The following is a 20,295-nucleotide window of genomic DNA, read 5'->3' as shown; positions in this document are numbered from 1 at the left end:
GCGCAGATCCCTTGGACCGACCCGATCTCGTCGGATTCGGCCCGTCCTCTTACGCCAAACGGGTCCGCAAAGCACGCTCCAAGGTCTCAAATAGGGCATTTTCGTCCGGCGTGGCGGCAACCGCGACCTGCGCGGCACCGGCTTCGCGCAGCACGCCAGCAACCGTCTCAGACAGGCAGCATTGCGGGATCGCCAGTGCCGAAATCTCGACGCCTTCATCTCGCGCCGCCTCCAGAAAGGCCCGCGCACTGCGCCGGGAGTAATGCAGCACCGCTTGAATGCCATGGGCGGCAAAACCCTCGCAGACCTCGCGGGGCAGGTGCTTCACCGGCGCCATGCGATAGGTCGTCTGCGTCACCACGTTGAATCCTTGCGCACCGAGCTCGCCACCGAGGTCGCGGGACAGGTCCGCACCCGCAAGATAGAGCAGCGTGCTTTTCTTCTTCACGCGCTTGGCGCGCGCGCCCTGCATCACCTTGTCGCGCAAGGCCGCGGCATCGCCGCCGGCGACAATCACCTCGGCAAAGCCGGCGTCGCGGGCGGCAGTCGCAGTATGCTCGCCGACCGCAAACAGCGGCAGCTTCAACAGATCGAGGTCCGGCAACAGCGGCGCGACGGCGCGAATCGCATTGGCCGATGTGACGATGATGGCGCCGTAGCTGGCCTCGCTTTCGTCATGAAAGGCGACCGGCTCGAACTTGAGCAGCGGCGCCAACAGCACCACATGACCCCTTGCGCGCAACCCTTCCGCCGTCGCCTCATTGTCGGGATGCGGCCGTGTGACAAGAATGGTCATCGCTTGTGTTCCCAGGGCCGCACAGCGGCGACGCTTTCACGAGGACGACCTGCGCGCGGCAATTGCGCAAGGCGACCCCGGAATGCTACCGGACGTACCAGAACTCGGCTTTGTGGATGAGCGCAAGGGCGCAAATTGGATAACAATTCGCCAATGCTGGTACTGGGCATCGAAACCACCTGCGACGAGACCGCCGCGGCCGTGATCGAGCGCGCGCCTGACGGCAGCGGCAAGATCCTGTCCAATATCGTGCGGTCCCAGGTCGAGGAACATGCCCGTTTCGGCGGCGTCGTACCCGAGATCGCCGCGCGAGCCCATGTCGACCTGCTCGACGGCATCATCGACCGCGCCATGCACGAGGCCGGCATCGACTACGCCCAGCTCGACGGCGTCGCGGCCGCTGCGGGGCCGGGCCTGATCGGCGGCGTCATCGTCGGGCTTACCACCGCGAAGGCGATCGCGATGGTGCATGACACGCCGCTGGTCGCGGTGAACCATCTCGAAGCGCATGCGCTGACGCCGCGGCTGACCGACCAGCTCGAATTTCCCTATTGCCTGTTCCTCGCCTCCGGCGGCCACACCCAAATCGTCGCGGTTACCGGCGTCGGCCAGTATGTGCGGCTCGGCACCACCGTCGACGACGCGATCGGCGAGGCCTTCGACAAGGTCGCGAAGATGCTGGGCCTGCCCTATCCCGGCGGCCCGCAGGTGGAGCTCGCGGCGAAGAGAGGCGACGCCACGCGGTTTGCCTTCCCGCGGCCGATGCAGGGACGGCCCGATGCCAATTTCTCGCTGTCGGGATTGAAGACGGCGGTGCGCAACGAAGCCAGCCGGATCACGGAGATCACGCCGCAGGACATCAACGATCTCTGCGCGAGTTTCCAGGCCGCCGTGCTGGACTCGACGGCCGATCGGCTGAGCGTAGGCCTCAAGCTTTTCCGCGAGCAGTTTGGCGCGCCGCGTGCTCTGGTGGCGGCCGGCGGCGTCGCCGCCAATCAGGCGATCCGCGGCGCCCTGTATGACGTTGCCAAGCAGGCACAGACGCAACTGATCATGCCGCCACCGTCGCTCTGCACCGACAACGGAGCGATGATCGCATGGGCCGGCGCCGAACGCCTCGCGCTCGGCATGACGGATACGATGGAAGCCCAGCCCCGCGCGCGCTGGCTGCTCGATGCCGATGCGACGGCGCCTGTGGGCTACCGCAACACCCGCGCGGGGTTTTGACGATGACTGCATTGCAGTCCGTAGCGGTGATCGGCGCCGGTGCCTGGGGCACGGCGCTGGCGACTGTGGCGGCGCGCGCCGGGCGGAACGTGACGCTGTGGGCGCGCAACGCCGAGCACGCGACGCGGATCGCATCGACCCGCGTCAATCCGCGGCTGCCCGGCGTGCGCTTGGCGCCGGAGATCGTGGTGACGAGCGATCTCGCCCTGGCGTCGCGCGCGGAGATGCTGCTGATCGCAACGCCCGCGCAGCATCTGCGCGGCGCGGTCAACATGCTGGCCTCGCACATTGTAAAGCCGACGCCGGTCGTCGCCTGCGCTAAGGGCATCGAGCACGGCACCCGTAAATTCATGACCGACGTGATCGCCGAGGCCGCGCCCCACGCGCAGCCTGCGATCCTGTCGGGCCCGAGCTTTGCCGACGACGTTGCGCGCGGCTTGCCGACCGCGGTGACGCTGGCGGCGAAGGACGAGGCGCTGGCAAGCAGCCTGGTGCAGGCGCTGGGCTCGCCGACATTCCGCCCCTATCACTCCACCGATGTCCGCGGCGTCGAGATCGGCGGCGCAGCCAAGAACGTGCTGGCGATCGCCGCCGGTATCGTGGTTGGCCGCAACCTCGGTGCCTCAGCGCTCGCCGCGCTGACCACGCGCGGCTTCAGCGAGCTGGCACGGTTCGGCCGCGCCTGCGGCGCGCGCACGGAAACGCTCTCGGGTCTCTCCGGCCTTGGTGACCTGCTCCTGAGCTGTTCGACCGCGCAATCGCGTAATTTCGCGCTCGGCGTTGCGCTCGGTCGTGGGGAGGCAGCGCCGGCGGGCAAGCTTGCGGAAGGCGCATTCACTGCGCCGGTGCTGGTCGAGCTCGCGGCCGCACGGAACGTCGACATGCCGGTCTCGCAAGCGGTCGCTGCCATCCTCGACAACAGGTTGACGATTGAGGCCGCGATCGAAGGGCTCCTGACACGGCCGTTCAAGGCTGAGGAATAACGGTGGCCGTTGTGCCATAGGCGGCACTTCACGACCTTTGCACGCTGGTCTAGCGTAGCGGCGAACCGCAGGATCCCGGTCCAATAATCAAGAAACGGATCCCGAAGGAACCGCGCATGCGCAAACCGCATCACGCCATCTTTTCGATCGGAATCATCGCCCTCGCCGCCACACTACCTGCCGCGGCCCATGCCCAGGCCGCCGCATCATATGACGAGCTCGCTAAAAACGAGGCGGCCGCCAACGCCGAGAACGGCAAGCGGGTCGCACCCGTCAAGTCGATGGCCAGTCCCGCCAATGACGTCAGCTCAGATATGCAGGCCGTAATCGGCGCGTCCTATCCGCCGCATTTCAATGCCGACCCCAAGTCCCCTGCGGAATGGAAGGAGCTGATCGATCGCCGCGCCAAGCTGTCGATCGCGGGCATTCCGGCGATGAAGGAGAAGCTCGGCGTCAAGGTCGAGGAGACGAAGATCGCGGGCGTGCATTGCTTCATCGTCACGCCAAGCAAGACCCCGCCCGAGAACCGGCGACGCCTTCTGGTCCATGTCCATGGCGGTGGCTACGTGTTCGGGCCCGGAGAAGCCGCTTTGCCTGAAGCAATCATGATGGCGGGTTTTGGCGGCTTCAAGGTGATCTCGGTCGACTACCGCATGCCGCCCGATTTCCCCTACCCCGCCGCGATGGACGATGCGATGGCGGTCTGGAAGGAGACCGTGAAGACGCACGACGCACGCAGGATGGCGATCTTCGGCACCTCGACGGGGGGCGCCATGACGCTTGCGATGGTGCTGCGCGCGAAGGACGAGAAGCTGCCGAAGCCGGCGGCGATCGCACCGGGCACGCCATGGTCCGATATCGACAAGATCGGCGACACCTACGCCAGCAATGAGTGGGTCGACAACGTGCTCGTGACCTGGGACGGCTGGCTCGGCCGCGCCGCAAAGCTCTACGCCAACGGGACGGACCTGAAGAATCCCTACATCTCGCCGATCTACGGCGACTTCAAAGGCTTCCCGCCAACCATCCTGACATCGGGCACGCGCGATTTGTTCCTCAGCAATACAGTTCGCACCCATCGCAAATTGCGCCGCGCCGACGTGATTGCCGATCTCAACGTCTATGAAGGCCAGTCTCACGCGCAGTACCAGTTCAACGTCAATGCGCCGGAGACGAAGGAAGCTTTCACGGATATCGCAAGATTCTTCGATCGGTATCTGAAGGAATGAGTACTGCGATGGATATCGGATGCCCGCGCTTGTCGCGGGCATCCGCGTGCCCTAGACATCACGGCACGTGGATGGCGTATCCAGGAAGGGGTGAGTTGCGATGAACTACTGGCTGGTGAAATCCGAACCATCGGTGTGGTCCTGGGACCAACAGGTGGCCAAGGGCGCCAAAGGCGAGGCCTGGACCGGCGTGCGCAATTTCACCGCGCGCCAGAACCTCGTGAACATGAAGAAGGGCGACAAGGCCTTCTTCTATCATTCCAACGAGGGCAAGGAGATCGTCGGTATCGCCGAGATCATCAAGGAAGCCTACCCCGATCCGACCGACAAGACCGGCAAGTTCGTCTGCGTCGACATCAAGGCGGACAAGCCCCTGAAGACGCCGGTGACGATGGCCGCGGCCAAGGCCGAGAAGAGATTGGCGGACATGGCGCTAGTGAAATATTCGCGCCTATCGGTGCAGCCCGTGACGGCGGAGGAGTGGAAGCTCGTCTGCAAGATGGGCGGGATGTAGTCGTCTCGCTGGCGCCGGTGTTCACGCCTCCGGCAGCGCAAAGACTTCGCATGGCGAGGCAATTCCACGCAGAGAATGCGGTCCGAGCGCGTCGAACATCATATCCGTCTCGGCGGCGAGCACGCCCGAGACCAGCACGGTTCTGCCGAGCGGCTTGCACAATCCTTCGAGCCGGCTCACCAGATTGACGGCAGGGCCGATCGCCGTGAAGTCCAGCCGATTGGCGGCGCCGATATTGCCCCACAGCATTTCGCCGAGATGAAGCGCAGCACCGAATGACAGCGGCGGCAACGCCTGCCCGCGCCGCTCGTCATCCAGATGCATCATGCCGGCGCGCGCCGCAGTCACCGCGCGTAAGGCAGCGTCGCACGCACCGCGCGGCGAGGCGCCTGCGACCGGAAAGATCGCCAGCACGCCATCGCCGATGAATTTCAAGACCTCGCCGCCAAATGCGTGAACCGCGCCGGCGATACGATCGAACCAGGCATCGAGCGCCGCGATGACCGCGGCGGGCGGATTATTTTCCGACAGCGCCGTGAAGTCGCGCAGATCGGCATAGAGCAGCGCCGCCTGAATGGTTTCGCCGAGGTCGCGGCGCAACGGCGCCGCCAGCACCCGCGCGGCGCTGCGCCGGCCGAGATAGGCTTCGAGCGCCGCCGCTAGCGTGGCGCGCACGGCAAGCAGGGCCAGCGGAGTGGCGGCAAAGCGCGCGGCTTGACGCAGTTGCTCGATCTCGCCAGGGGTGAACGGACGCGGCCCGATCCATCCGAGCGACGGTCCGCCCTCGGCGGGCCCGATCACGTCTTGGCGCACCGTCCCGGCCGCGATCCCGCTCAGCCAGCGGCGGCCAGCATCGTCGCGCGCCCCGGACGCAAACGCAGCCGCGCCCGGCGCAAAGCCCAGGGCTTCAATGACCTCCTCGCCCTCGGCGCGCCAGAGCCAGGTCCGCCGGGCGATGAGTGGATGCGGAACGTCAAGCGTCAGGGCGCCGCCCGCCAGCGGCAATCCGTCTGCGACCAGATGCGCGCCGAGTTCCGCAAGCAGCCGGTCGGCGCCCGCGGTCTCCGCGGCGGCATCGACCAGCCAGGCAAGCGTTGAGGACAACGGCATGGCGCGATCATGGCTTTGGCGCGCCCTCTTTGTCACGGCCTATCCTTGACGAGGGTCCGGTGCGCCGCCATCTCCTAAACTCAGCCCAGGGATAATCGCCGATGACCGACCCGTTCATCCTGCGACGCGAGACGCATATTGCGGCGCCGCGCGCCACCGTTTTCGCCTTCCTGACAGATCCTGACAAGATCGTGAGCTGGATGGGGACCGAGGTCGCCACCGAACCGCAGGCGGGCGGCCTCTATCTCGTCAAGGGTGTCGGGGCGAGCGGCAACACGGTCCGGGGAACATTCCGTGAGGTCGTTCCGGTCCACCGCCTCGCCTACAGCTTCGGCTGGGACGAAGGCAAGGAAGTCCCGCCGGGGTCGAGCTTGATCGAGATCGACCTGATCGAGCAGGACGGCGGCACCTTGCTGCGCATGACCCATAGCGGCCTGCCGAACGCGGAGCAGGTCGCCAGCCACGACAAGGGCTGGGTGCATTATCTGGGACGGCTGACGATGGCGGCCGCGGGACGCGATCCCGGGCCGGATCCGCGCAGGCCGCAGGGCAAGATGTAGCCGCAGCTGAAGTCGTTACACCGCCGCCGTCGCCACCACCTGCGCCAGAAGCTGCTCGCGCCTGGCCTGCGAGCGCTGGCCCTTCATGGTCGCAGCAAAGCGTTCGAGGATGCCGTCCTCGAAGGCGGTGACGATGGTGTCGTGGACGTAGCTCTTTCGGCAGATCGCCGGCGTATTGGAGAGCTGGTCAGCCGCGGCACGGATCGCGGCGAGCACCTGCTTCTTGCGGCCGCGCTGGCTGGTCGCCGGAGTGATCCGCGATAGCGATTCCACCACGACGGCCGAGGCCATCAGCGTGCGGAAATCCTTCAGCGAAATCTTGATGCCGGCGATTTCGCGCAAGAATGCGTTCACCTGCGTGGTGTTGACCGCGCGCACGATGCCGTAGGCATCGCGATACTGGAACATGCGCTTGCCGGGGACGCCGCGCAGGATACCGATGGCGCGCGCCAGCTTGGCCGCGTCGCATTCCTTCCGCACCGCCTTGCCACCCTTCGCCTTGAAGGTCAGCACGAAGCAATCGTCTTCCAGCGTCACGTTGGACTTCAGCATCGTGGTGGCGCCGCGGGTCCCGTTGAGGCGGGCATAGGATTCGTTGCCCGGACGGATCGCGGTGCGCGCAATCAGCTCGATCACCGCCGAGAGCGCGAATTCGCGCGTCGGCTCGTCGCCCGACAGGAACGTCGAGACCTTGCGCCGGATCTTTGGCAGCGCACCGACGAGCTTTTCGAGGCGATGCGCCTTGCGGTGCTCGCGAACCTTCTCCCAATCGGCGTGATAGCGATATTGCAGCCGGCCCGCGGCATCGCGTCCCACCGCCTGGAGATGCGTGCTCGGATCGGCCGAGTAGCGCACCTCGCGATAGGCAGGCGGCACCGCCATGGCATGCAGCCGGCGGATGGTGCGGGCGTCGCGGATGTGTGCGCCGTTGGGACGGACGAAGGAGTAGCCCTTGCCGCGCTTGATGCGCCGGATGGTCAGCTCGTTCTGGTCGCCGAGCCGCAGGCCCAGCCCCCTGGCGAGCGCTTCGACCGTCGCCGCAGGCGCGGTATCGAAGACCTTTTTCGGGCTGGGACGCCCCGAAGCGGCCGATTTCGGCCATTGTCCGAGGGCTTTGGCCAGTGCGATAGCGGCAGGATCGGCTGAAGCGGGCCGTATCGTCCCGAGATTCTGCTGATCCATCATAGCCTTATGCCTTAGCCCGCCTGTTGTCGCTCAATGCAATTGTTCTGCTGTTTGTTCCAAGGGGTCTCTTTGGACCCGGGTTGGCCATTTAGGGTGTTCCGAACCGTATTGCGAGTCCCGAATCAGTGAAGAGCGGTTCCTGAATACCTTCGACCGGTGCATGGGGCTCTGCACGGGCCTGTTCCGGAGATTTGGGTAAAGAGCCGAAAGCCATCGCTCGGCCTGTTTCAGATTTGCGACAGCCGGCCCGCGCACCTTGATCCGCCGCATGGCCGGCCGATCACCGAAGGTCCAGCTTGTGCTCCTTGTCGGGCCCGGTTAGCCCGACGCATAATCAGTTCAACGAACAAGTCGGCTTGCCGTAGGTGGAGGGAAACATGTCCGAGAAGATCTACGACGTCCCCGCAGATTGGGCCAAGCGCGCCTGGGTCGACCAGGCCAAGTACAAGGACATGTACGCTCGCTCGATCTCGGACCCGAACGCTTTCTGGTCCGAGCAGGCCAAGCGCCTCGACTGGATGAAGGCGCCGACTAGAATCGAGAACACCTCATTCGCGCCGGGCAACATCTCGATCAAATGGTTCGAGGACGGCGTCCTCAACGTCGCCCATAACTGCATCGACCGGCATCTGCACAAGCGCGCCCACCAGACCGCGATCATCTGGGAAGGCGACGATCCTTCGCAGTCAAAACACATCACCTACAAGGAGCTGCACGACGAGGTCTGCCGGATGGCCAACATCCTGCGCACCCGCAACGTCAAGAAGGGCGACCGCGTCACCATCTACCTGCCGATGATTCCGGAAGCGGCCTATGCGATGCTGGCCTGCGCGCGGATCGGCGCGATCCACTCGGTGGTGTTCGCAGGCTTCTCGCCGGACAGCCTCGCCCAGCGCATCAACGACTGCCAATCCAAGGTGATCATCACCGCGGACGAAGGCCTGCGCGGCGGCAAGAGGGTGCCGCTGAAGGCCAATGTCGACGCAGCGCTCGCCAAGGCCGACGGCGTCGACTGGGTCGTCGTGGTCAAGCGCACCGGCGGCAAGATCGACATGAACCCGACCCGCGACCTCTGGTATCACGACGCAGCCGCGATGGTGACGACGGAATGCCCGGCCGAGCACATGCACGCCGAGGACCCGCTGTTCATCCTCTATACGTCGGGTTCGACCGGCCAGCCCAAGGGCGTGCTGCACACGTCAGCCGGATATCTCGTGTTCGCCGCGATGACGCATCAATACGTCTTCGACTATCACGACGGCGATATCTACTGGTGCACCGCCGACGTCGGCTGGGTCACCGGCCACAGCTACATTCTCTATGGGCCGCTGGCGAACGGCGCAACCACGCTGATGTTCGAGGGCGTGCCGAACTATCCGGATAATTCCAGGTTCTGGAACGTCATCGACAAGCACAAGGTCAACATCTTCTACACCGCGCCGACCGCGATCCGCGCGCTGATGCAGGCCGGCGATGAGCCGGTGAAGAGGGCCTCGCGCGCTTCGCTGCGCCTGCTCGGCTCGGTCGGCGAGCCCATCAATCCCGAAGCCTGGGAGTGGTATCACCGCGTCATCGGCGACGACCGCTGCCCGATCGTCGACACCTGGTGGCAGACCGAGACCGGCGGCATCCTGATCACGCCGCTGCCGGGCGCCACAAAACTCAAGCCGGGCTCGGCGACGCAGCCGTTCTTCGGCGTGGTGCCCGAGATCGTCGATGCCGACGGCAAGGTGCTGGACGGCGAGACATCGGGCAATCTGTGCCTGACGCGCTCCTGGCCGGGCCAGATGCGCACGGTCTATGGCGACCACGCCCGTTTCGAGCAGACCTATTTCTCGACCTACAAAGGCAAGTACTTCACCGGCGACGGCTGCCGGCGCGATGCCGATGGCTATTACTGGATCACCGGCCGCGTCGACGACGTCATCAACGTCTCCGGCCACCGCATGGGCACCGCGGAAGTCGAAAGCGCGCTGGTGGCGCATGAGAAGGTGTCGGAAGCCGCCGTGGTCGGTTTCCCGCACGACATCAAGGGCCAGGGCATCTACGCCTATGTCACCCTGATGGCCGGCGTTGAGCCGACAGAGGATCTGCGCAAGGAGCTCGTCACCTGGGTGCGCAAGGAGATCGGCCCGATCGCCTCGCCCGACCAGATTCAGTTCGCGCCCGGTCTGCCCAAGACCCGCTCCGGCAAGATCATGCGCCGCATCCTGCGCAAGATCGCCGAGGACGAGCCGGGCAGCCTGGGCGACACCTCGACATTGGCCGATCCCGCCGTGGTCGACGACCTCGTCAAGAACCGGCAGAACCGGAAGTCGGCTTAAGAGGGCTCTCGTGCCCCGGACGCAGCGCAGCGCTTCTTCAGCGGTGCGGCTGCCGAGCCGGAGCCCATTCCAACGTCATCAACCCTGGCGAGATGGGTCCCGGCTCTGTGTCGCGTCACTTGCGTGCCGCGCCGCGTCCGGGACGCGAAACCACCTGCATCCCGTCGCGCTGTCGCGCCCCGAATGACCGCCGTTCACATCCTCACGCACTTGTCAGGGCGCGTGCCGGCACGGCCGCATCTTTCCCGCCAGGTGTTGTTTTCAAGTCATTTACTTTGTTTCGAACATTTCCTTTCTTCCCCTGCTGGCTGGCCCTCGGCGGCCGCGCGTGGAAACCATCCGGTTAACAGGTGCGGTTAAGAATCTCCGGGCTAGCCGGCGATTGCCGGGTTTTGCGTAGATTTTGACGACCCGTCAGGGGCGAGGGGAAGCACAGATGTCGATGAGGATTGCTGTGGCGCTGGCCGCCACCACCATCGGGGCAGGTGTCTTGATGTCGACGGCAGCGCAGGCGCGGCCGGAAGTGGTGGGAACGCACCTGGCTGACTATTCGCCGGGCACCATCGTGGTCAAAACCAACGAGCGGCGGCTCTATCTCATTCTCGATGACGGCCACGCCGTGCGCTACCCAGTCGGCGTCGGCAAGTCAGGCAAGCAGTGGGCCGGCACCACCCGCATCGATGGCAAGTACCGCAACCCGGCCTGGTCGCCGCCCGCCGAGGTAAGGCACGACAAGCCGAACATGCCGGACGTCATTCCGGGCGGCTCGCCGCGCAACCCGATGGGTGTCGCCGCGATGACGCTGGCCGGCGGTGAATATGCCATCCACGGCACCAACGTGCCGGGCTCGGTCGGCGGTTTCGTCTCCTATGGCTGCATCCGCATGCTCAACGACGACATCACCGATCTCTACAGCCGCGTCTCTGTCGGCACGACGGTGGTCGTGACGCGCTGATCGAAGAGATCAAAGCAAGACAGCAAAAGCCGCGTCATTCGACGCGGCTTCTTTGTTACCAGAAGCGCCAGCCGCGTGCGCACCAGCCATCGCGATGGCCGCCATTGTAGCTGCGCGCGTAACCGCCCGCGAGCAGCATGGCCGAAACGTTGGCGGTGCGCTTGGTCGCGACGTCGGCGAGGACGCGCCCGTATTTTTCGGAGCCGAGATTGTAGATCGTGACGCCGCCCTGGCCGAGCAGGTTGCGCAGCGCGTCGGTGGCCGCTTCGGCCTTGTTCAATTCGTCCTGGCAGGACGCTTTCATCTCGGGCGCATCGATACCGCGCAGGCGCACGCGCGCGACGAGGTCGCGGCCGTCGCGCTGATGCACGCGAGCGAGAAAGGTATCGCCGTCGATGGTGCGGATGACGTCGACCGGCTGGTGAATGTCAGAATTGCCGGCCTGCTCGAGGATGATCTGGGCATCGCGCGATTGACCATCGGTCGCATGCGGGACGGGCCAGTTCGTCCCGTGCCTGAAGGTGAGCACGATCGCCACCACGACACCGACCACGAACATCCACGGCAACAGCCCCGAGAAGCGGCGGCCGAACGGCGAGCCGTTGTACGAAGACCGATATGGATGGCTGGGGTCGAAGCGCGACATCCGCGCACGCTATGGCTGAGTCGGCCGGGCCGGCAAGAGAGCGTCAAAAGTCCGATGCGATGCCCTTGCGCTCCCAGTCACCGTAGCGCGTGGGCTCGGGCCCCTTGGGCCCCTGCAATTCCTTCGGTGCGGCCTCGGCATGCGCCGCCGCAGCCTGCCGGCGCGCCTCGGCTTCGGCCAGCGCGCGCTGCGCGGCAGGCGACAGCGGCTTGCGATCGGGAACGGTGGGCTGGTCACTCATCGCCTGGTTTCCTAGCGCAGGATCAAAAGTCGCGCGACGTCCAATAACGCATTGCTGAAATGGCGGCGAAGGGCTGAAAACGCCAGGGGCCATTCTTACATTTGGCATATTCGCATGCCACAGCTACCGTACTTAAGGCATGCGCCCATATCGGCGGGACTGCCGCTCGCTCAGAACCTTGCTTCCGCATGCCATCTCAACGTTTTGCCCCTCCGTCCGAAGTGCCTGGTCTCACGGCGCGGCGGATCGCTGCCGACATCGTCGACGGCGTCCTACACAAGCACCGCACGCTTGACGACCAGCTCGACGGCGCCGGTGCCCATCCCGGACTGAAGACGCTCGCCGACCGCGACCGCGCGCTGATGCGGCGCCTCGTCGCGACCATCCTGCGCCGGCTCGGCACGCTCGGCCATGTGCTGTCGCGCCTGCTCGACAAGGGCATTCCATCCGATGCGCCGCGCGCGCAGAGCGCGCTGCTGATCGGCGCCGCCCAGATCCTCTGGATGGACGTGCCCGATCACGCCGCCGTCGATCTCTCCGTCCGCCTCGTGCAGTCCGACCGGCGTGCCGCGCGCTATGCCGGCCTCGTCAACGCCGTGCTGCGCCGCTGCGCGCGCGAGGGCAAGGCGCTGGTGGAGGAAGTCACCGCCCAATCGCTGGACCTGCCGCCCTGGCTGCTGGCGCGCTGGAGCGCGCATTACGGCGAGACAGTCGCACGGGACATGGCGCTTGCGCTCGGCCACGAACCTTCGCTCGATCTCACCGTGAAGTCCGACGCCACGCAATGGGCGAGCCGGCTGCACGGCGAAGTGCTGCCGACCGGATCGGTGCGCACGATGCTGCACGGCGCGGTGACCATGCTGCCCGGCTTCGCCGAAGGGCAATGGTGGGTGCAGGACGCCGCTGCCGCATTGCCAGCCCGGTTGTTCGGCGACATCGCCGGCAAGTCCATTGCCGATCTCTGCGCCGCGCCCGGCGGCAAGACCGCGCAACTGGCCCAGGCCGGCGCGCGGGTCACGGCGATCGACCGCTCGCCCGCCCGGGTGGCGCGCCTGCGCGAGAATCTGACACGGCTGTCGCTCCAGGCCGAGACTGTGGTCGCTGACGCCGTGGAGTGGGCGGGTCCGGCGGATGGCTTCGACGGTATCCTGATCGACGCGCCCTGCACCTCGACCGGGACGATCCGCCGCCACCCCGACGTGTCCTGGCTGCGGCAGGAAGCCGACATCGCCACGATGACCGCGCTCCAGCAGCGGCTGCTGCAAAAATCGGTCTCGCTGCTCAAGCCCGGCGGGACGCTGGTCTACTGCACCTGTTCGCTGGAACCCGAAGAGGGCGAGCAGGCCATCGCCGCGCTGCTCGCCGCGGAGCCTGCGCTTCGCCGCGTGCCGATCGAGGCTGCCGAGGTCTCCGGCCTCAACGAGATCATCACCGCCGACGGCGACCTGCGTACCTTGCCGAGTCACCTGCCGCATGCTGACCCGAAGCTCGGCGGGCTCGACGGGTTTTTCGCGGCCCGACTCGTTAAATCCTGATTTTGCACCGGTTTTTGCTGCCGCGGCGCTGATTCGGAGCCTTTCAAGGTGGTGTCAGCCGACCGATTTTGGGATTAATAAGGATTCGTCGGAATCCTCTCCCCCTTCAAGGCAAGGCGTGTCAGTCGCTCATCGCAGACGTATCTCGACGCTGGTGATGAACCGCTTCGCGCGGAACATGCTCGCGCGCGCGAGCGGCGGTTCCGTTGCGCTGTCGCGGGTCTGGCCGGGCCGTACCGACCGGCTGATCATCGCGCCACATGATTTGCGTACGGCGGATGCGACACGCGCCGCCGAGATCTATGCCGGGCGCTTCGTCTTCGCCGGCAAGATCGTCAACTGCCACGGCCGCTCGATCTTCGATCTCGATCCGCCCTCGGAGGATTGGGAGGTTGCGCTGCTCGGCTTCGGCTGGCTGCGGCATTTGCGTGCCGCCGACACCGCGCTGACGCGGGCGAATGCGCGCGCGCTGGTCGAGGACTGGATCTCCAACCCCGCCAACAAGCGCCGTCCCGTCGCGCGCCGCGCCGACGTGCTGGCCCGGCGCGTGATCTCGCTGTTGTCACAGGCGCCGCTGGTGCTCAACGACACCGACAACAAATTCTACCGCCGCTATCTGCGCGCGCTGGCGCGCGAGATCCGCTTCCTGCGCTTCACCATGGTCAACATTCCCGACGGGGTGCCGAAGCTCCAGGTGCTGATCGCGCTGTGCTACACGACGCTCTGCCTCGCCAACCAGGCGCGTCATATCCGCAGCGCGTCGAAAAAGCTCTCCGACGAATTGCAGCGGCAGATTCTCCCCGACGGCGGGCACATCTCCCGCAATCCCGGCGCGCTGATCGAACTGCTGATCGACCTGTTGCCGCTGCGGCAGACCTTTGCTGCGCGCAACATCGCGCCGCCGCCGGCGCTGCTCAATGCGATCGACCGCATGATGCCGATGCTGCGCTTCTTCCGGCACGGCGACGGCAATTTCGCGCTGTTCAACGGCATGAGCGCGACGTCCTCGGACCTGCTCGCCACGCTGCTCGCCTATGACGACACACATGGCACGCCGATGGCGAACATGCCGCACACCGGCTTCCAGCGCCTCGATGCCGGCCAGACCACGCTGATCATCGACACCGGCCCGCCGCCGCCGGCCGGCGTGAGCCATGACGCCCATGCCGGCTGCCTGTCGTTCGAATTGTCCTCGGGCATCAGCCGCATCGTCACCAATTGCGGCATGCCGACCACGGGCCGCGACAATTGGCGACCGTTCGCACGCGGCACGGCGGCGCATTCGACGCTGACCTATCACGACACCTCGTCCTGTCAGTTCGTCGAGATGTCGGCGATGAAGCGGCTGTTGCACGGCGCGCCCGTCACCAACGGGCCGGCCGAGGTCGAAAGTTATCGCGAGGTCGTGCAGGACGGCACACTGCTGACGACCTCGCATGACGGCTATCTCGCTAAGTTCGGCGTGATCCATCGCCGGGCGCTGATGATCGCCAATGACGGCGGACGGATCGACGGCGAGGACACGCTGTCGCCGCCGCAAGGCGCGCGCCTCAAGGGTGCCGATGCCGATTTCGCGCTGCGTTTCCACCTGCATCCGGCGGTGAAAGCGAGCCGGCTGTCGGACGCCCGCGGCGTCATGCTGGTGCTGCCCAACCGCGACGTCTGGACCTTCGAGGCGCTCGACGACAAGGTCGAACTCGAGGACAGCGTGTTCCTGGCCGGCAATGACGGCCCCCGCCGCACCGCGCAGATCGTGATCCGGCAGGATGCGCGGCAGGCGCCCTCGCTCCGCTGGAGCTTTGTGCGCTCGAGCGCCTCGCCGGCGGTCACCAATGCCCGCCGCAACGCCCGGCGCGAGCCGGAACTTCCGCTGTAAACACCCGCGATTCGGCCCCATCTGATCGTTGTGAAAGGCGTCGAAAACTGCTATCGAGCCCTCGCGCGACTGGCGACCTTGGATGGAGCACCATCGGGAAGCGCGGGACATATCTGCCGCGCGCCTGGGCATAGACACTCCTTAAGACAGAGGATCTTGCTCATGACCGACCATCCCCGCCGCATCACCCGCGCCCTGCTTTCCGTTTCCGATAAAACCGGCCTGATCGAATTCGCAAAGGCGCTTGCCGCGCATGGCGTCGAACTGGTTTCGACCGGCGGCACCGCCAAGGCGATCGCTGCGGCCGGGCTGAAGGTGAAAGACGTCTCCGAGCTGACCGGCTTTCCCGAGATGATGGATGGCCGCGTCAAGACGCTGCATCCGAAGGTGCATGGCGGCCTGCTCGCGATCCGCGACAACAAGGAACATGCGGACGCGATGAAGGCGCATGGCATCGCGCCGATCGACCTTCTGGTCGTCAATCTCTATCCGTTCGAAGCAACCGTCGACAAAGGCGCGGGCTTCGAAGATTGCATCGAGAACATCGACATCGGCGGCCCCGCGATGATCCGAGCCGCAGCGAAGAACCATGACGACGTCGCCGTCGTGGTCGAGGCGCAGGATTATCAGACCGTGCTCGACGAGCTCGCCGCCAACAAGGGCGCGACCACGCTGAAGCTGCGCCGGCGGCTCGCCGCGAAGGCCTATGCCCGTACCGCTGCCTATGACGCCGCGATCTCGAACTGGTTCAACCGGCAGCTCGAGATCGACGCGCCCGACTTCCGCGCCTTCGGCGGCAGGCTGATCCAGTCGCTGCGCTATGGCGAGAACCCGCACCAGACCGCGGCGTTCTATGCGACGCCGGACAAGCGGCCGGGCGTCTCGACCGCGCGGCAGTTGCAGGGCAAGGAGCTCTCCTACAACAACATCAACGACACTGATGCGGCCTATGAATGCATCGGTGAGTTCGACGCCAAGCGCACCGCGGCCTGCGTCATCGTCAAGCATGCCAATCCTTGCGGCGTTGCGGAAGGCTCCGACCTCGTCAGCGCCTATCGCAAAGCACTGGCCTGCGATTCCACCTCGGCCTTCGGCGGCATCATCGCAATGAACCGCGCGCTCGATGCCGACACCGCGCGCGAGATCACAAAAATCTTCACCGAGGTGATCATCGCGCCCGATGCGAGCGAGGAAGCGATCGCCATCATCGGCGCACGCAAGAATCTGCGCCTGCTGCTCGCCGGCAGCCTGCCCGACTCGCGCGCGCCGGGCCTGACCGCCAAGACGGTCGCCGGCGGCCTCCTCGTGCAGAGCCGCGACAACGCCGTGGTCGATGACATGACATTCAAGGTCATGACCAAGCGCGCGCCGACCGACGCCGAAATGCGCGACCTGAAATTCGCGTTCCGTGTGGCAAAACACGTCAAGTCCAACACCATCATCTACGCCAAGGATCTCGCCACCGTCGGCATCGGCGCGGGCCAGATGAGCCGGGTCGATTCAGCGCGGATCGCGGCGCGCAAGGCGCAGGACGCAGCGAACGAACTCAAGCTCGCCGAGCCGCTCACCAAAGGCTCGGTCGTGGCCTCCGACGCCTTCTTCCCGTTCGCCGACGGCATGCTCGCCTGCATCGAGGCCGGCGCCACCGCCGTGGTGCAGCCCGGCGGCTCCATGCGCGACGACGAAGTAATCAAGGCCGCCGACGAGCACGGCATCGCGATGGTGTTCACGGGGACGCGGCACTTCAGGCACTAAAATTTCGGTGCACTAAACTCTCAGCGGGTCGTCCCGGCGATGGCCGGGACGACGCCGGAAGTTAGGATTCCCGCACCCGCATCAGCAGCGCGAGCCCTGCGACGAAGAACACCACCAGCACGGCCATGCCGGCCTTCTGGCTCGCAGTTGCCGCAGTGATCACGCCGATCAGGAGCGGCCCGATGAAGGACGTCACCTTTCCGGTCAGCGCGAACAGGCCGAAATACTGCGCGATGCGATCTTTCGGCGCGAGACGGATCAGGAGCGTACGGGAGGCGGCCTGGAGCGGGCCGCCGGCGGCACCGATCAGGCAGCCCAGGATCAGGTAGGCGCGCTCGGCAGCGCTCGAGAACAGCGCGGCGCCCGGCTCGGGCGGCGCGACCTTGACGAACAGGACACTATCCTTGTCGACGAGGAGAATCGCTGCCACCGAGAGCAGCAGGATCAGCATGCTGCCCGCGATGACGCGCTTCGGTCCCAGGAAATCGTCGAGCTTGCCGCCGAACCATGCACCAAAGGTGCCGGCGATGGCGAGGATGATTCCGAACGTGCCGATCTGGATCGTGTGCCAGCCGAAGGTGCCCGCGGCATAGATGCCGCCAAAGGCAAACAGCGACACCAGACCGTCAGTATAGATCATGTTGGCGAGCAGAAACGCCGCGAGCGACTTCTGCTCTGGCAAACTCTTCAACGATTGCTTCAGCTCGGAGAGGCCCGCGCGCAGAGCCGCACGCACCGGGCGGCGCGCCGGGTAATCCGGCGTGAGCAGGAACATCGGCGTGACGAAGATGATGAACCACAGCCCGGTCAACGGCCCCGCGGCGCGATCGCCCTGGTGAGTGGCGGGATCGAGCCCGAACAGCGGCGTGAAGCCCAGCAGCGTGCGGCCGGTTTCGGGATTGGCGGCGAGGAAGCCGAGCACGATGATGAGGCTGACGATGCCGCCGATATAACCGGTGGCCCAGCCGGTGCCGGAGAGGCGGCCGATGCGCTCAGGCGGCACCAGGGTTGGCATCATTGCATTGTTGAAGACAGTAGCGAACTCTGCACCGACGCTTGCGAGCGCAACCGCGGTGAGCAGTGGCGGAATGATGGCCTGATCGCCGGGCTTGCCGATCCACAGCGCGCAGGACGCCACCACCAGGAGCGCGCCGAACGCGGCGATCCACGGCTTTCGACGGCCCGAGGCATCCGCGATGGCCCCTAACACCGGCGACATCAGTGCGATCGCCAGACCCGCAGCTGCCATCGCAAAACCCCACAGCGATTGTCCGGTGGCCGGATCTGGCGCGATGCTGGTGGCGAAATAGGGCGCGAACACGAAGGTGGTGATTAGCGTGAAATAGGGCTGCGCGGCCCAATCGAAGAAGATCCAACTGACGACGGCCGCGCGCGGCGGGTAAGTCCGTTCAGCGCCGCCCGCGCGCACATCCGAGACAATCGTCGTCATCATGCAGTCCTCTTCACAAACAGTTTTGCCTCTCGTGGCGCAAACCGTATAGCATTATAGCGACGCGTGTGAATTGGCCCGAAGCCACGGCGGAAATTTGATGATGTCGTCATTGTCGACACGGCGGACATTTTTCGCATTCATCGCCACTCTGGCGTTTGGTCTTGCATCTGCGACCGCACAGGATGCGCGACGGGCTTATTTTCCGCCCGCGCTCGACACGGTGCACGCCGTTCCGGCCGAGCACGGCATGGTGGTGGCGCAGGAGAAGATATCGGCGCAAGTCGGCGCCGAGATCCTGCGGCGCGGCGGCAATGCGATCGACGCCGCGGTCGCAACCGGCTTTGCGATGGCGGTGACCTATCCGCGCGCCGGCAATATCGGCGGCGGCGGCTTCATGGTGATCCATTCCACTGAGCGCAACGAGGACATCGCGATCGACTACCGCGAGACCGCGCCAGCGGCAACCACGACGCAGATCTTCCTCGGGCCCGAGGGCAAGCCGGATGCCGCGAAGTCGCGTGATTCCGCGCTTGGCATCGGTGTGCCCGGTACGGTCGCAGGACTTGCGCTGGCGCTGGAGAAATACGGCTCGGGCCAGTTCACGCTGGCGCAACTGCTCCAGCCTGCGATCGCACTCGCGCGCGACGGCTTTGTCGTCAGCGACGACATCGCCGATACCCTGCCGGGCTGGTACCCGCGGCTGGCACGCTGGCCGTCCTCGGCAAAAATCTTCGCGAAGCCCGATGGCACTCCGCTCGGCGAAGGCGACAAGCTGGTGCAGAGCGATCTCGCCGACACGCTGGCGAGCGTGGCCGCGCAAGGCCCGCGCGGCTTCTATGAAGGTCCGGTCGCGGACAAGCTCGCCAAGGCCATATCCGACGCCGGCGGCATCATGACGTCGGCCGATCTGAAAGCCTATCAAGCCGTGATCCGTTCGCCGGTGCGCGGCACCTATCGCGGCTACGACATCGTCTCGATGCCGCTACCCTCGTCCGGCGGCGTGGTGCTGGTGGAGACGCTCAACATTCTCGAAGGCTTTCAGCTTGCGGAGCTGAAGCAAGGTTCGCCGGCCTCGCTGCATCTTCTCATCGAAGCCATGAAGCGCGCCTATGCGGACCGCGCGCGCTATCTCGGCGATCCGGCCTTCGTCAACGCACCGATCGAGACCCTCACTGCGAAGGACTATGCCGCGAAGCTGCGGGCAGGCATCTCCACCGATCGCGCCACGCCGGCCAGGGAACTCGTTGCCACCGCGACCTCGCCGCGCGAGGGCAGCAACACCACGCATTTCTCGGTCGTCGATAGCCGCGGCAACGCGGTTAGCAACACCTACACGCTGAACTTCAGCTATGGCGTCGGCCTCGTCGCAGACGGCACCGGCGTGCTGCTCAACAACGAACTCGACGATTTCACCGCCGCGGTCGGCGCCTCCAATGCTTATGGCCTCGTCGGCTACGAGGCCAATCTGCCCGGGGCGGGCAAGCGGCCGCTGTCCTCGATGTCGCCGACCATCGTGCTGAAGGACGGCAAGCCGGTGCTGGTGACGGGTTCGCCCGGCGGCAGCCGCATCATCTCGACAGTGCTCCAGGTGATCGTGGACGTCCTCGACTACAAGATGGACGTCGCTGCCGCCGTTGCCGCGCCGCGGCTGCATCATCAGTGGCTGCCGGACGAGGTCCGCGTCGAGCGCGGCTTTCCCGACGACGTGCTGTTCGAGCTGAAGGCGATGGACCATCTCATCGTCGAGCCGATGGGACAGACCTCGGCCAACTCGATCGCGGTGACGCCGAACGGACCGCTCGGCGCGCCCGATCCGCGCTCACGCGGTGCCGAAGCGGTGGGACAGTAACTTGGCCGCTGCATAGCACGACGGCCTGCGCCGGCTTGCGCCGGCTTGCGCCGGCTG

General features: G+C 65.8%; 17 protein-coding genes and 1 riboswitch. Of the genes, 11 read left to right on the top strand and 6 right to left on the bottom strand.

The features are described 5' to 3' along the window. Positions 1-49 precede the first annotated feature (49 nt). Complete coding sequence (locus tag ABIB73_RS14145; RefSeq protein WP_354224939.1) at positions 50-796, bottom strand: uroporphyrinogen-III synthase; 747 nt, start codon at positions 794-796, stop codon at positions 50-52. 153 nt (positions 797-949) lie between these two features. Between ABIB73_RS14145 and tsaD the strand changes: the two genes are divergently transcribed. The 4 genes from tsaD (at position 950) to ABIB73_RS14125 (ending at position 4,749) form a co-directional block, all read left to right on the top strand. Then, a complete protein-coding gene (tsaD, locus tag ABIB73_RS14140) occupies positions 950-2,023 on the top strand; it encodes a tRNA (adenosine(37)-N6)-threonylcarbamoyltransferase complex transferase subunit TsaD (RefSeq protein ID WP_354224938.1) in 1,074 nt (357 codons plus the stop codon). 2 nt (positions 2,024-2,025) lie between these two features. Continuing rightward, positions 2,026-3,006 carry an NAD(P)H-dependent glycerol-3-phosphate dehydrogenase gene (locus ABIB73_RS14135; protein WP_354224937.1) on the top strand — a complete coding sequence of 327 codons (981 nt, stop codon included), beginning with the start codon at positions 2,026-2,028 and terminating at the stop codon, positions 3,004-3,006. Between the two features lie 116 nt (positions 3,007-3,122). After that, a complete protein-coding gene (locus ABIB73_RS14130) occupies positions 3,123-4,235 on the top strand; it encodes an alpha/beta hydrolase (RefSeq protein WP_354224936.1) in 1,113 nt (370 codons plus the stop codon). A gap of 100 nt (positions 4,236-4,335) precedes the next feature. After that, a complete protein-coding gene (locus ABIB73_RS14125) occupies positions 4,336-4,749 on the top strand; it encodes an EVE domain-containing protein (RefSeq protein ID WP_354224935.1) in 414 nt (137 codons plus the stop codon). Between the two features lie 21 nt (positions 4,750-4,770). Here the strand turns inward: ABIB73_RS14125 and ABIB73_RS14120 are convergent, their stop codons facing one another. Next, a complete protein-coding gene (locus tag ABIB73_RS14120) occupies positions 4,771-5,859 on the bottom strand; it encodes an adenylate/guanylate cyclase domain-containing protein (RefSeq protein ID WP_354224934.1) in 1,089 nt (362 codons plus the stop codon). A 101-nt stretch (positions 5,860-5,960) separates the two neighbouring features. On the opposite strand from ABIB73_RS14120, the gene ABIB73_RS14115 reads away from it, so the two are divergent. Continuing rightward, on the top strand, positions 5,961-6,419 hold the full coding sequence (locus ABIB73_RS14115; RefSeq protein ID WP_354224933.1) for an SRPBCC family protein: 459 nt from the start codon (positions 5,961-5,963) through the stop codon (positions 6,417-6,419). Positions 6,420-6,434: 15 nt separating this feature from the next. Here ABIB73_RS14115 and ABIB73_RS14110 read toward each other — a convergent pair whose 3' ends face one another. Beyond that, complete coding sequence (locus ABIB73_RS14110; RefSeq protein WP_354224932.1) at positions 6,435-7,604, bottom strand: DNA topoisomerase IB; 1,170 nt, start codon at positions 7,602-7,604, stop codon at positions 6,435-6,437. Positions 7,605-7,981: 377 nt separating this feature from the next. Between ABIB73_RS14110 and acs the strand changes: the two genes are divergently transcribed. Both acs and ABIB73_RS14100 read left to right on the top strand, forming a co-directional pair. After that, the gene (gene acs, locus ABIB73_RS14105) at positions 7,982-9,928 is read left to right on the top strand and encodes an acetate--CoA ligase (protein ID WP_354224931.1); all 1,947 of its coding nucleotides are present in this window, start codon (positions 7,982-7,984) and stop codon (positions 9,926-9,928) included. Positions 9,929-10,364: 436 nt separating this feature from the next. Further along, a complete protein-coding gene (locus ABIB73_RS14100) occupies positions 10,365-10,883 on the top strand; it encodes a L,D-transpeptidase (RefSeq protein ID WP_354224930.1) in 519 nt (172 codons plus the stop codon). Between the two features lie 55 nt (positions 10,884-10,938). Here ABIB73_RS14100 and ABIB73_RS14095 read toward each other — a convergent pair whose 3' ends face one another. Beyond that, positions 10,939-11,529, bottom strand: coding sequence for a thermonuclease family protein (locus ABIB73_RS14095; RefSeq protein WP_354224929.1), 591 nt, complete (start codon positions 11,527-11,529; stop codon positions 10,939-10,941). Between the two features lie 43 nt (positions 11,530-11,572). Next, complete coding sequence (locus ABIB73_RS14090) at positions 11,573-11,770, bottom strand: DUF1674 domain-containing protein (RefSeq protein WP_354224928.1); 198 nt, start codon at positions 11,768-11,770, stop codon at positions 11,573-11,575. Positions 11,771-11,958: 188 nt separating this feature from the next. Between ABIB73_RS14090 and ABIB73_RS14085 the strand changes: the two genes are divergently transcribed. The 3 genes from ABIB73_RS14085 (at position 11,959) to purH (ending at position 16,936) form a co-directional block, all read left to right on the top strand. Continuing rightward, positions 11,959-13,305, top strand: a complete 1,347-nt coding sequence (locus ABIB73_RS14085) for an RsmB/NOP family class I SAM-dependent RNA methyltransferase (protein ID WP_354224927.1) — start codon at positions 11,959-11,961, stop codon at positions 13,303-13,305. 157 nt (positions 13,306-13,462) lie between these two features. Further along, a complete protein-coding gene (locus ABIB73_RS14080) occupies positions 13,463-15,181 on the top strand; it encodes a heparinase II/III family protein (RefSeq protein ID WP_354224982.1) in 1,719 nt (572 codons plus the stop codon). Between the two features lie 55 nt (positions 15,182-15,236). Then, positions 15,237-15,318: riboswitch (ZMP/ZTP riboswitch) on the top strand. Positions 15,319-15,343: 25 nt separating this feature from the next. Next, positions 15,344-16,936 (top strand): bifunctional phosphoribosylaminoimidazolecarboxamide formyltransferase/IMP cyclohydrolase, encoded by a 1,593-nt coding sequence (gene purH / locus ABIB73_RS14075; protein ID WP_354224926.1) that lies wholly within the window; start codon positions 15,344-15,346, stop codon positions 16,934-16,936. Positions 16,937-16,997: 61 nt separating this feature from the next. Here purH and ABIB73_RS14070 read toward each other — a convergent pair whose 3' ends face one another. Next, entirely contained in the window at positions 16,998-18,386 is a 1,389-nt protein-coding gene (locus ABIB73_RS14070) for an MFS transporter (protein WP_354224981.1), read from the bottom strand. A gap of 100 nt (positions 18,387-18,486) precedes the next feature. On the opposite strand from ABIB73_RS14070, the gene ggt reads away from it, so the two are divergent. Beyond that, positions 18,487-20,238: a gamma-glutamyltransferase gene (ggt, locus tag ABIB73_RS14065; RefSeq protein ID WP_354224925.1), complete on the top strand. Its 1,752-nt coding sequence runs from the start codon at positions 18,487-18,489 to the stop codon at positions 20,236-20,238. Positions 20,239-20,295: the final 57 nt, after the last annotated feature.

Origin of the sequence: Bradyrhizobium sp. F1.4.3 (assembly GCF_040548375.1) — a bacterium.
In the GTDB taxonomy this organism is placed as follows: domain Bacteria; phylum Pseudomonadota; class Alphaproteobacteria; order Rhizobiales; family Xanthobacteraceae; genus Bradyrhizobium.
This window is presented reverse-complemented; position numbering and strand designations above follow the sequence as displayed.

Excerpts from the sequence above, each read along its gene's own strand:
- ABIB73_RS14145 (WP_354224939.1), bottom strand. The coding sequence starts at position 796 with ATGACCATTCTTGTCACACGGCCGCATCCCGACAATGAGGCGACGGCG.
- tsaD (WP_354224938.1), top strand. The coding sequence starts at position 950 with ATGCTGGTACTGGGCATCGAAACCACCTGCGACGAGACCGCCGCGGCC.
- ABIB73_RS14135 (WP_354224937.1), top strand. The coding sequence starts at position 2,026 with ATGACTGCATTGCAGTCCGTAGCGGTGATCGGCGCCGGTGCCTGGGGC.
- ABIB73_RS14130 (WP_354224936.1), top strand. The coding sequence starts at position 3,123 with ATGCGCAAACCGCATCACGCCATCTTTTCGATCGGAATCATCGCCCTC.
- ABIB73_RS14125 (WP_354224935.1), top strand. The coding sequence starts at position 4,336 with ATGAACTACTGGCTGGTGAAATCCGAACCATCGGTGTGGTCCTGGGAC.
- ABIB73_RS14120 (WP_354224934.1), bottom strand. The coding sequence starts at position 5,859 with ATGCCGTTGTCCTCAACGCTTGCCTGGCTGGTCGATGCCGCCGCGGAG.
- ABIB73_RS14115 (WP_354224933.1), top strand. The coding sequence starts at position 5,961 with ATGACCGACCCGTTCATCCTGCGACGCGAGACGCATATTGCGGCGCCG.
- ABIB73_RS14110 (WP_354224932.1), bottom strand. The coding sequence starts at position 7,604 with ATGATGGATCAGCAGAATCTCGGGACGATACGGCCCGCTTCAGCCGAT.
- acs (WP_354224931.1), top strand. The coding sequence starts at position 7,982 with ATGTCCGAGAAGATCTACGACGTCCCCGCAGATTGGGCCAAGCGCGCC.
- ABIB73_RS14100 (WP_354224930.1), top strand. The coding sequence starts at position 10,365 with ATGTCGATGAGGATTGCTGTGGCGCTGGCCGCCACCACCATCGGGGCA.
- ABIB73_RS14095 (WP_354224929.1), bottom strand. The coding sequence starts at position 11,529 with ATGTCGCGCTTCGACCCCAGCCATCCATATCGGTCTTCGTACAACGGC.
- ABIB73_RS14090 (WP_354224928.1), bottom strand. The coding sequence starts at position 11,770 with ATGAGTGACCAGCCCACCGTTCCCGATCGCAAGCCGCTGTCGCCTGCC.
- ABIB73_RS14085 (WP_354224927.1), top strand. The coding sequence starts at position 11,959 with ATGCCATCTCAACGTTTTGCCCCTCCGTCCGAAGTGCCTGGTCTCACG.
- ABIB73_RS14080 (WP_354224982.1), top strand. The coding sequence starts at position 13,463 with ATGAACCGCTTCGCGCGGAACATGCTCGCGCGCGCGAGCGGCGGTTCC.
- purH (WP_354224926.1), top strand. The coding sequence starts at position 15,344 with ATGACCGACCATCCCCGCCGCATCACCCGCGCCCTGCTTTCCGTTTCC.
- ABIB73_RS14070 (WP_354224981.1), bottom strand. The coding sequence starts at position 18,386 with ATGACGACGATTGTCTCGGATGTGCGCGCGGGCGGCGCTGAACGGACT.
- ggt (WP_354224925.1), top strand. The coding sequence starts at position 18,487 with ATGATGTCGTCATTGTCGACACGGCGGACATTTTTCGCATTCATCGCC.